Below are 12,274 nucleotides of genomic sequence, written 5' to 3' on the forward strand. Positions count from 1 at the left end.
ATAAGATTTGGAGCAGCTGTCAAAGGCTGCTATTTTTTTGCCCATTTCTTCCTTCTTCCACAACCCAGTCATTTAGCGAATAACCCAACAAAAAAACTACCCATCCGGCAGACCGTGCTACTGGATGGATAGTTTTTTTCGTTTTGTGGAATTTCTTACAAGCAGCTGATGGGGGTAGACATATCTGTGCGGGGCAAGAGCTCCAGGATGCAGAAGTTGTTGAATTAATACTTCCACCGTTTTATCAGCCATTTGCTTTACGGGTTGTTCAACCGTTGTAACGGAAGGGACCATTAATAAAGATATCATCTGATTATCAAAGCCCACCACGGCCAAGTCCTCCGGGATCACCCAATCAGATGTGGAAGTCGCTTCATAAATCAACCCAGCCGCAACCTCGTCGCTCCCTGTAAACACACCGTCTACATGTGGCAGCTCGTCCTTAATCATATGAAAGACTTTTTGGCCATCACTTACATCGATAGCCCAATCAATCGCTAATTCCTCCTGAAAAGTAAGGCCATATTCACACAAAGCTTCAGTAAAACCTTCTTTTCGTTTTTTAGCCAAGTGACTTTCTGGACCACCACTTACATAGGATATGTTTTTACATCCCTGTTCCAAGAGGTGAAGAGTCGCTTCGTATGACGCTTGCCTGTGATCCATATGAATCATTGGAATGCTGGAATCGTCCATATATTCATTGCAAAAGACAATGGGTCCACAATCTAAAAAGGATTTAACATCTTCCCATTCATTTACAAGAGAAGCCATAATCACACCATCTACTTGCTTCGTCTTTAATAATTGTAAATAATCCATTTCTTTTTTCTTGGAATCATGTGTTTGACAGACGATTACTTGATATCCCCACTCAGAAGCCTTTTCTTCCATCGCCTCTATCAAATTACCGAAAAAAGGGTTCGTCAGGCGCGGCAAAAGAACGGCAATGGTCTCCGTCTTTTGACTTCGAAGACGACGGGCGGAAGAATTCGGGACATACCCAAGGTCGTTCATGGCTTGAATGATTCGCTGTCTTTTTTCATCTGTCACGTAAGGCTGATCATTGATGACCCGGGAGACCGTTGTCCTCGATAATCCAGCCAGTTTCGCTACATCTTCAATCGTAGCCATACTTACTCCCCCTTGATGCTTTCTTGAAAACGTTTCCAATTTTAATCATACTAATCATTCGGTTTTCTTGCAAGCCCTTTCATATATTGGGATAGATTTAACTCCGAACTCCCACATTAGAATAGATAACCAAGATACATATTGACCTTCCACCGTTAATAAAATGAAAATAGGAAAAAATAGGGAGATGATCCACCTGAGAAAAGTTCTGATCATCGCAGATCCTGGTGTGGATGATGCATTTGCCATTATGTATGCCCTTCTGCATCCGGAAATTGACGTTGTTGGGATCGTTGCAGAGTATGGGAACGTCAGTCAGGAAATCGCCTTAAAAAACACCGCATACCTACTGCAATTGGCTGGTAAAACGGATATACCCATTATAAAAGGAGCGGATAAACCTCTGACAGGGACAGATCCTGAGTTTTTCTTTGACATCCATGGAACCCACGGTCTTGGAGAAATCATCCCTTCCATTCAAACACTCGATCATGTTCGCTTTCAAAAAGTTTACGATCTGATCCATACATATGGTGGTGATTTGACCATTATCAATCTATCTCGCTTTACTTCCCTTGCTCTTACTTTTATACAGGCTGAAAGTAACATCCATAAAGCGGGAAACGTCTACGTAATGGGAGGAGCGTTCTTTGTACCCGGTAATCGCACCCCGGTAGCAGAGGCAAATGTGTATGGCGACCCACAAGCTGCTAAACTCGTTGCCGCTCATGGAAAAAATATTACCTTTGTACCTTTAAATGTAAGCAATCGAGCCGTCATCCCTTTGGATACGATAAAGAAAGTAGCGATAGAAAACGAAACGCCTTTCTCAAAAATCATTTTTCCTATCATGGATTACTACAGTACCCAATATGAATCGATCATTCCTGGAATTGATGGGGCTCCCCTTCATGACGTTACACTCTTCTCCTATTTAATGAATCCTGAATATTATAAGGTCGTAGAACGACAGGTGAAAGTAAATACGAATGGTCCTTCTAAAGGGCTAACTTTAGCTGACTTCCGACCTGCTCCAGATTATATTGAGGGCTACCCTATGCACAGCATCATTATTGATTTCGATAAAGAAGCTTTCACCCAGGACTTTGTCAAAATCATGACCAACAGATAAGTTTTTTTCCAACTATAGGGCCGATTGCTGAAGAAGGAATGGATAGAAAAAAAGGAAGCATTCCTGGGAATGCTTCCTTTTTAATGATAGAGAAAATCTATGACATGTTGAACGGCTGCTTCTCCCTGATCGATGCAATCAGGTAAACCGATTCCTCTGTAGGAACCACCTGCAAGGTATACGCCTGGAAGGTCTTTCTCCATTCGTTCCGTAATCTCATCAACTCTCTGTTTATGACCGACCGTATATTGAGGCATCGCGTCATACCATCGGGTGACAATAGAGAATTCAGGTTTGGCCGTAATATTCATCGTTTTGTTCAAATCGTTTAAGACGATTTCTTCAATCTCTTCATCCGTTTTATCAACCACTTCCTGATCAGAAGGTTTCCCAACATAGCATCTCAGGAGAACTTTCCCTTCAGGTGTGGAATGGGGCCATTTTTTATGGGTCCATGTACAAGCGGTAATCCGGAAATCACTGTTTCTTGAGACAACAAAACCGGTCCCGTCGATGTCCTTTTTAATGGCTGAGGCATCGAAGGCCATGGCGACGTTTGCTACAGATGTAGCATTGGTTTCTTTGAATGGCTCTAAGAAGTCATACTGAGACAGCATGCGCTGTACGGCATAATGAGGAGCGGCTAATATAACCGCCTCTGATTCTTTTACAGTTCCATCACTTAATAAAAGATGATAGCCATTGGCTTTCTTCTCAATATGGTCCACCTTCACGCCTTTTTGAACCGTTCCAGGTTCCAACTTTCCTTCGATCGCTTCCACAAGAGAACCAAGTCCGTTTCTTAATGTACGGAACATGCTCGGTTTCTTTTCCCCTTTTTTCGGCGTCTTCATCGGATACGTCTGACGCAATCCTTTAATGAGACTTCCGTACTTCTGTTCCAGATCATAGAAATTCGGAAACGTGGATTGCAGACTTAGACGATCAATATCTCCTGCATAAATACCAGACAATAGCGGTTCAATCAAGTTTTCAACCACTTGATTCCCCAGCCTTCGACGGAAAAACAAGCCGAGTGACTGATCGCCATCTACCGTTTTTTTGGACTTAACCAAGTCTAAAGCAGCTCTCGCTTTTCCTACAGGACTGAATAATCCTGAGAAAAGGAATGGACGGACTCTAGTAGGAATCCCCATAAAAGAACCACTAGGCATTTTATGAAGTTTACCGTTCACCAAAATGTAGGACTGGCCTGTACCGTTCGGGACGAGTTCATCCCCAAGGCCAACTTCCCCCGCAAGACGCCCGGCACTTTCTTTACGGGCGAGAAAAGAGTCCGGTCCTCGTTCAATCGTGAAGCCGTCTTTTTGTACCGTATGGATTTTACCACCTAGATGGTCGCTGGATTCCAATAATTCAACATCCAATGAATAGCCTTTTTCCCGTGCTTCTTTTTGTAAATAGTAGGCGGAGGTTAACCCTGAGATTCCTCCACCTACGACCACGACACGCTTTTTCTCTTCCATAAAAGATCTACTCTTTCACTTTATCCACGACAACATCAGCAAGTGTGTGGATAAACTTCGGGTGAGTGTTTGGCATTTCCGGGCGATAATAATTAGCTCCAACTTTATCACAAACCACTTTACACTCGTAGTCATTATCATAGAGGACTTCCAAGTGATCGGATACAAATCCAACAGGGGCGTACACAAAACTGCGGTATCCCTTTTCATGATAAAGCTCTTCCGTTAAGTCCTGGACGTCTGGGCCGATCCACGGGTCTGGTGTGTTGCCTTCACTCTGCCAGCCGATTTCATATTGTGTAATTCCAGTAGCTTCTGAAATCAATTCCGCTGTTCTTTTCAATTGATCCGGATAAGGGTCTCCCCCTTCCAAAATCTTCATCGGTAGGCTGTGCGCAGAGACAACCAGGCAGGCTTTCTCTTTTTCGTCTTCCGTCATCTTAGCGTATTCCGCTTCTATGACATCCTTCCAATAGTCAATAAAGCCGGGCGCATCATACCAGCTTTCTACCGAACGAATAGAAATACCGTGCTTATCGGCTTCCTCTTTGGCACGACCATTGTAAGATTTCACGCTGTACGTGGAGTAATGAGGAGCAAGCACGATAGAAACAGCTTCTTCGATCCCGTCTTCAGCCATTTGTGCAACCGCATCCTCTACAAACGGTTCAATATGCTTCAGTCCAAGATAGACTTTAAACTCAATCTCGTTCTGCTTTTCATTCAATGCATCCTTCAAAGCTTCCGCCTGATCATCTGTAATACGGGCAAGTGGAGAAATACCACCGATGGCATCATAACGATCACGGAGATCCTGCAGCATCTCATCCGATGGTTTGCGTCCGCGTCGGATGTGAGTGTAATACCTCTCTAAATCTTCTTCTTTGTAAGGAGTCCCATAGGCCATTACTAATAAACCCATTTGTTTTTTTGCCATGTTCCTTCACCTCTTCATCTTTTTTAAAACGCCATTAAGATTTCCTGGAATAATCATGGATGAGTTGAGTCAGCCGCTTCAATGTTTCCGGTTTGATATCCGGTGTTACACCGTGGCCGAGGTTGAAAATGTGGGCTGGGTGTTGTCTTCCCTCATCAATAATCTTCTTTGTTCTTTCCTCAATGGTATCCCAGTCCGCTAAGAGCATCGAAGGATCCAGGTTTCCTTGAAGTGGCTTTGTAATCCCTTCATTTCTTGCTTCTGTGATCGACATACGCCAGTCCAGTCCAAGCACATCAACAGGAAGGTCGTCCCATTCATGAATGAGGTGTCTCGCTCCTACACCGAAAGTAATCAACGGTACGCCTTCCTCTTTCAGTTCAGAGAAAATCCGCTGCATCACTGGTTTAATAAACGTACGATAATCTTCGACATTCAAAGAACCAACCCAGGAGTCGAAAATCTGAATGGCACTGGCTCCTGCTGCGACTTGGGCTTTAACATAAGCCACCACCATGTCTGCCAGTTTGTCCATGAGTGCGAACCATGTCATCGGTTCCCTGTACATAAGCGACTTGGTTTTATTGTAATTTTTTGATGGGCCACCTTCAATCATATAGCTCGCCAGGGTGAAAGGTGCACCACTGAAACCAATCAATGGAACCGTGAGTTGTTCTTTCGTTAATAGACGAATCGTATCCATAACATAAGGCACATCTTCTTCAGGGTCGATGGTCCCAAGCTTTTCAATATCCGCTTTTGTTTTTATTGGATTGTGAATGACCGGTCCGATGCCTTTTTTAATTTCTACGTCCACGCCAATAGCCGGAAGTGGAGACATAATGTCTTTGTAAAGAATCGCTGCATCGACGCCATATTGCTCCACGGGAAGACGTGTCACATAAGCACAAAGCTCAGGGTCATGGGTAATTTCAAATAATGAGTACTTTTCTTTCAGTTTGCGATATTCCGGCTGCGACCGCCCAGCCTGACGCATGAACCAGACAGGGGTATGGTCAGTCTTTTCCCCCCGGAAAGCTTTTAAAATCGTGTCATTTTCAATTTTGTTCATCTTCAGAACTCCTTTTCACGTTCAACATTTATCCGCTTACAACTATAACGATTTATTGTTCTTCTGTATAGAAAAATGAAACATTTGTCATGATTTTGTGCTATTTTTCACAGGTCCCAGCTCAGGGTTACCGTATTGGAAGGCTGCCCCTTCTTCCCTGTCAATGGATCCACGGGAACGACGTAATAACTCGTCTGATCGAAGATACCAAAAGCACTGACCTTAAACTCACTTTTTCCCGTCACTTCTCCGACCTTAACATCTTCTCCGTTTTCTTCTCTGAAAATACGGTAAACAATACGCTCATCGTCAGGGGCAGACCAACGAATCGTTCCTCTTAATGAAGCAAGTCCGGACAAATTTAGCCTTCCGGTTACATCCGTTAAAATGGGAAGGTCTACAGGTTCAGGCAGGCTTTTCACCCCTTCCGGCTGTTCAAAACTTGCAGCTAGTTTTTTTTCCTGATCGATCCTTCTCAATATTTGCTTCATAAGGCGAGTGGGGTAAGCACTACTCCCATCAATTTCTCCTGATTGATCGTAGCCCATCCAAATCGATCCCGCGTATTCAGGCGTGTATCCAGCAAACCACACGTGCTGATCCTGGTGAGTCCCCGTCTTACCTGCTAATGCCTTAGGGTATTCACCTGCCTTCGCTGTCCCTTCCTGTACAGTCGTCTGAAGAATTTCTGTTAAATACCAAGCCGTCTGTGCATTGAATACTTCTGTCTCATCAGAATCTTGTTCGTGGATCACGTTATCGTTTCGATCCAGAATTTTTGAAATGGTATAGCTTTCTTGTCTCTTTCCGTTTTGTGCCAGTGCACCATAAGCTACGGTTATTTGCAGGGGCGTGTAACCATCAGACAATCCACCGAGAGCAATGGATAACCCATCATCTTTTGTCGGCAGCCCAGCTTTCTCTAAATATTCTTTGGCATAGGAGATACCAATTTGATCAAGGAGCCATACGGCTGATACATTCTTCGACTCGATCAAAGCCTGGTACAAGGAGACTTCGCCTTCATATTGGTCATCATAATTATCAGGAGAATAATCATTGGTGCCAAACGTCTGCTTTTCATCAGATAACAGACTGAATGGATCATAATCTCCTGTCATCATAGCGGGACCATAGACGGCAAATGGCTTAATGATGGAGGCAGGAGCCTGTTTCGCACGTACACGGTTGAAGTCACCGTGTTTAAAATCACGTCCACCCACAACCGCAACGAGCGCACCTGTCGAGTGATTCACAAGCGTGAAAGCTCCTTCGATTGACTCCGAGGAACCTGGGACAAACTCACCGTTCTTCATCTCTTCTGCAGCTATCTTCTGGATGCTGGGGTCCATTTCTACAACTATTCGGTAGCCACCACGTTTTAACTCATCCCGGGATATATGGTACTCCTCCGCTGCTTCATGGATGACGAGATCCACATAACTGTTGGACCAGGTTTCACTCGTTTCCTCTCCCTGCTCCACAGCAAGCGTCGAACCTTGCATTTGCTTCATGACTGCTGCATCAATTTTTCCTGTGTCGTACATTCGAGATAATACAACATTCCTCCGCTGTTTGGCGTCATCCGGATTATCAAACGGAGAATAAGTATTCGGTGCCTTAGGCAAGCCTGCAAGCAGAGCACCCTGAGCAACCGTCAATTCTGAAACTGTTTTTTGAAAATAGTGCTGGGAAGCAGCTTCGATGCCATACGTCCCTTCCCCGAAATAAATACGATTCAAATACAATTCTAAAATTTCATCTTTTGAATAGTTGCGCTCCAAGTAAAGAGCCGCCATGACTTCCTTCGTTTTTCTCATCCACGTCTTTTCATTCGAGAGGAAAATGTTTTTGGCCAGCTGCTGAGTAATCGTACTCGCACCTTCCACCTTTTCCATGGCGATGATGTCTTTATAGACCGCTCTCATAATCCCTTTGAAATCAACACCGGAGTGCTCTCTGAAGCGGCTGTCTTCTATGCTTATGAACGCATCCTTGACGTGTTCGGGAACCTCTTGAATGGATACGTTCTTTCGGTTTTTCGTGTAGATCCGTTCAATGACCTCGCCTTCGGCTGTCTCCACCGTGGTCATCTCATCAAGAATTAGATCCTCTTCGTTTACGACAAAACGCCCTCCGAATAATATGATCAGATAACCAATTCCTATGATCATTATAAAAGCAAGGACGAAAAGGGCCGGCCACTTCAATCGTCCGGACCAGGAAGGTAAGCGTTTCTTCAAATCATTGATGTTCAAATTACGTGCATCCTTTCTGTTCTATCCTTCAAACTTGCCACCAAGGAACCCTGCTTGCTAAACTGAAGATACCGCAGGAAAGGAGACATCGGCTATGAAAGTATCGATGACCAATGGTACATTGAATTACTTATCCAAACTGAGTCAACAACACCCTGAAACATCCCTGTTTTTCATGCAGGATCAAGACAAAACGGTTGCCTATTATGAAGGGGAAGATACGTCCATATTTGAAGAAGGACGCAACTATGAAACCGTTGATCATGTCGGTACGATGCAATCTACGGGTTATGTTGTGATGAACAACATCCCTGTCAGTGACGAAGGACGCCCCGTTTTTGAGGACCGCTTCAAAAAAAGAGCGGGAAATGTAGAAAATCGTGAAGGCTTTCAAGCCATCCGAATCCTTCGCCCTTTAAAAGGCAATACGTACGTTGTCCTTACTCAATGGCGCAGTGAACAAGATTTCGAAGACTGGAAGAACTCCAAGTCTTTTGATGATGCTCACAAAAAGTCGGGTCCTCAGCACCAGAAGAAGCCATCGTTTATTGATGGCGATGCCTACATTACAAAATATCAAATGATTGAACTTGAAAAGTAGCATAGGAAAAGTGAGCGGAAAAACCGCTCACTTTTTTATTCCTCTTTTTGTTCGGGTTCGCTGTCCATGACTTCCTGCTGGAAGAAATCATCCAATCCGCGAACCGATTGTTCACCTGTAATTCTTGCCTGTTCTTCACCGTTTTCAAAATGGATAAGTGTTGGCGTTCCTTCAATCCCGTACTTATCCCATTCATCTTCGAATTCCTTCAAGTTCATTTTTTTCACATCGAGGTCATATTCATTCACAATCGGCATCATTCTTGGGGTTGTACGTTGACAATACACACAAGTAGGGCTGTAAAAGTAAACCGTTGTCGTTTCCCCTGACTCAATTTCTTCTTCAAGTTCATCCGGCTGGATCTGGTTTTGATAGTTTGGGTCATCCAACTGATCAATGGTTGCCTGATCCAAGTTTTCTTTTCCGTACGGGTTATCTGCGGTTTTTTCTGAGTTTTGATAATTCACAACAAATACGAGAACTACAACAAGCACTACAAGAGCACTTGCAAAAATGATCATACCTTTTTTCATGCGTCATTCCTTCCTTTCTTTACAACAACAAATAAATGAACAATAAAAATGATGATAAAAGCGGTGCCTGCTAAAAATGGAATCGTCACAAATCCGAAGACATTGATGTATTGACCATTACAAGGAACGAGGCCACATGTATCTGCTGCTGAAAGCGACGGAATCTTCTGCAGCATGTAATGGTAGATAGAAACGAAGATACCCACTCCGCTCATAATGATCCCCGGAAAAGCTACATCCCATTTCTTTTTCCATAAAGCTGTACCATAAATGAACACCAGCGGGTACATCAGTATTCTCTGATACCAGCACAACTCGCAGGGCGCATAGCCAAGTACCTCTGAGAAAAACAGACTCCCGACAGTAGCAACAAGTGATGTTGCCCATAGCAGGAACAGCGCTGTTTCCATACTTTTTTTCATGATTTTATATCCTTTCTACCTCTCTCTCATGCCATTATACTAGGTATTCTCTCGAAAACAAAGTAGTTTCATAGTCCGCCATACCATTGTCATTTTCATATTTAAAAGGGGTGGTTTAAAAAAGAAAAAAACCGCCTGTAAGCGGTCTTCCTTCACCCTTTAAGCAATCCATTCCGGTGGGCATAAACAGCAGCCTGGGTGCGGTCCTGAACCTCCAGTTTACTTAGAATGTTACTGACATGGGTTTTCACAGTTTTAACTCCGATATAGAGCGCATCACTGATTTCCTGGTTCGTCATCCCTTCCCCCACGCATTTCAACACTTCAAGTTCACGTTTTGTAAGCTCTTCATGCAGTTTTCGGTCTTGACGGAAACGGGTCATCATTTTTGTAGCGACTTTCGGCTCAATCACATTTTGACCGAGAGCAGCTTTACGTATGGCATCAGCTATTTCATCAGCTGAAGATGTTTTCAGCATATAACTGAACGCACCTGCTTCAAGCGCAGGAAAAACCTTCTCATCATCGTAATAACTCGTCAAAATGATAATTTTACAGGTTTCCGTTTTCATGATTTCTTCTGTCGCTTCAATTCCCGTCCCGTTTTCCATAATTAAATCCATCAGAACAACATCCGGTTTTTTATCTTTAACGAGTGCTGCCCCTTCATACCCACTGCTTGCTTCTCCCACAATGTCCAAATCCTCTTCCGTACTTAAATAAGCAATAACACCTTTACGCACGACATCGTGATCATCTATGACTACGACACGAATCATTCCTTCTCCCCCTTATCATTTACTTTTACTGGAACACGAACATCAATATGCGTCCCTTCCCCTTTTCTGGAACGTAAGGAGTAAGTACCACCAATTTCTTCACACCGTTCCCGCATCGTTTTCAATCCATAGGAGGCCTTGTTGGCTTTCTTATCCTCTGTATCAAAACCGACACCGTTATCGGCGATATGTAGGAAGATCTCCTTTTGGTCATGAGTGGCTTCCACCTTCACCTCAGAGGCATTGGCATGTCTTAATATATTGGAGAGAGCTTCTTGTACGACCCTGAACAACTGCTCTTCTACGGTTGTCGGCAGATCTCCTAAATCTTCCATATCGACATCAAAATCGATCTGACATTTCTGCCGCAGTTCCTCAATTAAAGTTTTAATCCCCTCCGCAAGTGGTTCCCCTGATAAATGAACGGGCCTTAAGTGAAGAAGCAGCGCCCTCATCTCTGTTTGTGCCTGAAGAGCCATTTGAGTGATTTCCTGAAGCTGTTCTTTTGCTTTGTCCGGGCGGCGATCGAATATCTTTTCTGTCGCCTGTGCCATCATTGTCAGAGCGAATAACTGCTGACTCACAGCATCATGTAAATCACGGGCAAGTCGCTGCCGCTCTTCAATCGTTGCTGCTTTATGAGCCGTGCGTGCCAGCTCACTTTTTTCATCGGCAAGCTTTACGAGCGAATCCTTCTGCTGCTCCAATTTCTCACCAAGAACATTCAATTCATCCCCTACAGCGGCAATCTCATCATTTTCATTAAAATATATCCTTTTACTGAAGTTCCCCCGCGAAAGCTGTGTGATCATCATCGATATGTAATCCAGTCGGTGTTTAACATCCCCGCTGGACCGAAAGCCCGCATAAAGAGACATAATAAACCCAAGCACCACATAAAGCAGAATAAACATTAAAATCGCACCTGCACTCAACCAATCCGGCTGAAACCACACATACATTGACAATAAGATACTGAGCAGGATAAACGTATTTAAAATAAGTCCATAAAGATGTGATCGGATATACATGTAACGTATACTATTCAAGTGCTTTAACATGCTCCCCCGCCTTTCACACCTGATCGATTCGAATCGAACCGACCTTAAGATCGACACCAATGGTTAACCGGCGAGTAGCCATCGAATAATCATCGGTTTCATATTCCACACTTCTATGCATTCCATCAGCTTTCTGGCCCCCGACACGGATATCCCCCGTCTTCACCTTCGCTTCTACTCGATAAGGAACATGCTTAGGAATCAGCATTTTAACGTCTCCCACCCAGCCACGGACGACGATCGGCGTATCTCCATCCGGAATGAAAGCACGTGTAAAATCAAATCGGTAGTCACCAACTCCGTTCCATAAATCCATGGGTTCCACCTTCCAGTTCTCCTCATTGAAAGAATGGTCTCCAATCATCATATGCTTGGACTTCAGTTTGTTTGAAGAAGAACCATTAGAATCATATTCAATTCTCACTTTAGATTTGTTTTTACCTAAAAAGATACTGAATCCAAAGTATATGAAAAGAAGAGGCCAAAGCTGCCATACATCACCAAAAGAGAATTCAAAGATCCCCAGTCGATCCAATAATAAGAGTGTACTGAAGATGGTGAGGAATGAACCGATAATCCAACTCCCGCCCTTTTTCAATATCGCGTCCAGCCAAGTTTTCAGACCAATCACTAATAAAATGATCGGATAAATATTGGCCCACGTCCATCTCATTTCCAGGGAAATAATATTCAAATTCGACAAGAGAAGAACAAAGCCAAATGCAACTAATAATAGTGCGATGATAATTTGAGAAATTTTATTATTCATAATGCTCACCCTTTTTTAACCTTCCGTAAATTACATTCGACAGAAGTCTAGAATTCCCTTTTCTTTCATAAATGGTTCAAAGTAAATAT

12 protein-coding genes are annotated in these 12,274 nt (G+C 43.5%); 2 read left to right on the forward strand and 10 right to left on the reverse strand.

Annotation, left to right across the window (positions count from 1 at the left end):
* Nucleotides 1-117 precede the first annotated feature (117 nt).
* Entirely contained in the window at nt 118-1,134 is a 1,017-nt protein-coding gene (locus tag J0K78_RS16265; protein ID WP_160916998.1) for a LacI family DNA-binding transcriptional regulator, read from the reverse strand.
* A 187-nt stretch (nt 1,135-1,321) separates the two neighbouring features.
* On the opposite strand from J0K78_RS16265, the gene J0K78_RS16270 reads away from it, so the two are divergent.
* Entirely contained in the window at nt 1,322-2,266 is a 945-nt protein-coding gene (locus J0K78_RS16270) for a nucleoside hydrolase (RefSeq protein WP_206947978.1), read from the forward strand.
* 80 nt (nt 2,267-2,346) lie between these two features.
* On the opposite strand, the gene hemY is transcribed toward J0K78_RS16270, so the two are convergent.
* The 4 genes from hemY to J0K78_RS16290 form a co-directional block, all read right to left on the reverse strand.
* Entirely contained in the window at nt 2,347-3,753 is a 1,407-nt protein-coding gene (gene hemY / locus J0K78_RS16275) for a protoporphyrinogen oxidase (protein WP_206947979.1), read from the reverse strand.
* A gap of 7 nt (nt 3,754-3,760) precedes the next feature.
* Nucleotides 3,761-4,690, reverse strand: a complete 930-nt coding sequence (gene hemH / locus J0K78_RS16280) for a ferrochelatase (protein ID WP_206947980.1) — start codon at nt 4,688-4,690, stop codon at nt 3,761-3,763.
* A 34-nt stretch (nt 4,691-4,724) separates the two neighbouring features.
* Nucleotides 4,725-5,762, reverse strand: a complete 1,038-nt coding sequence (hemE, locus tag J0K78_RS16285) for a uroporphyrinogen decarboxylase (protein ID WP_206947981.1) — start codon at nt 5,760-5,762, stop codon at nt 4,725-4,727.
* 107 nt (nt 5,763-5,869) lie between these two features.
* Nucleotides 5,870-8,020, reverse strand: a complete 2,151-nt coding sequence (locus tag J0K78_RS16290; RefSeq protein WP_242517925.1) for a transglycosylase domain-containing protein — start codon at nt 8,018-8,020, stop codon at nt 5,870-5,872.
* 94 nt (nt 8,021-8,114) lie between these two features.
* Here J0K78_RS16290 and J0K78_RS16295 point away from each other — a divergent pair, with 94 nt between their 5' ends.
* Entirely contained in the window at nt 8,115-8,621 is a 507-nt protein-coding gene (locus tag J0K78_RS16295; RefSeq protein ID WP_206947982.1) for an antibiotic biosynthesis monooxygenase family protein, read from the forward strand.
* 35 nt (nt 8,622-8,656) lie between these two features.
* On the opposite strand, the gene J0K78_RS16300 is transcribed toward J0K78_RS16295, so the two are convergent.
* The 5 genes from J0K78_RS16300 to liaF all read right to left on the reverse strand — a co-directional run bounded on the left by J0K78_RS16300 (nt 8,657) and on the right by liaF (nt 12,185).
* The gene (locus J0K78_RS16300; protein ID WP_206947983.1) at nt 8,657-9,154 is read right to left on the reverse strand and encodes a thioredoxin family protein; all 498 of its coding nucleotides are present in this window, start codon (nt 9,152-9,154) and stop codon (nt 8,657-8,659) included.
* Nucleotides 9,151-9,576, reverse strand: a complete 426-nt coding sequence (locus J0K78_RS16305) for a disulfide oxidoreductase (RefSeq protein WP_206947984.1) — start codon at nt 9,574-9,576, stop codon at nt 9,151-9,153. Before J0K78_RS16305 ends, J0K78_RS16300 begins: the two co-directional genes overlap by 4 nt.
* 152 nt (nt 9,577-9,728) lie before the next feature.
* On the reverse strand, nt 9,729-10,355 hold the full coding sequence (locus tag J0K78_RS16310) for a response regulator (RefSeq protein WP_206947985.1): 627 nt from the start codon (nt 10,353-10,355) through the stop codon (nt 9,729-9,731).
* Nucleotides 10,352-11,416, reverse strand: a complete 1,065-nt coding sequence (locus J0K78_RS16315) for a sensor histidine kinase (protein ID WP_206947986.1) — start codon at nt 11,414-11,416, stop codon at nt 10,352-10,354. The genes J0K78_RS16310 and J0K78_RS16315 overlap by 4 nt, the downstream gene beginning before the upstream one ends.
* 13 nt (nt 11,417-11,429) lie before the next feature.
* Nucleotides 11,430-12,185, reverse strand: coding sequence for a cell wall-active antibiotics response protein LiaF (gene liaF / locus J0K78_RS16320; protein WP_160916978.1), 756 nt, complete (start codon nt 12,183-12,185; stop codon nt 11,430-11,432).
* Nucleotides 12,186-12,274: the final 89 nt, after the last annotated feature.

Origin of the sequence: Halobacillus sp. GSS1 (assembly GCF_017307035.1) — a bacterium.
Classification (GTDB): Bacteria; Bacillota; Bacilli; order Bacillales; family Halobacillaceae; genus Halobacillus; species Halobacillus litoralis.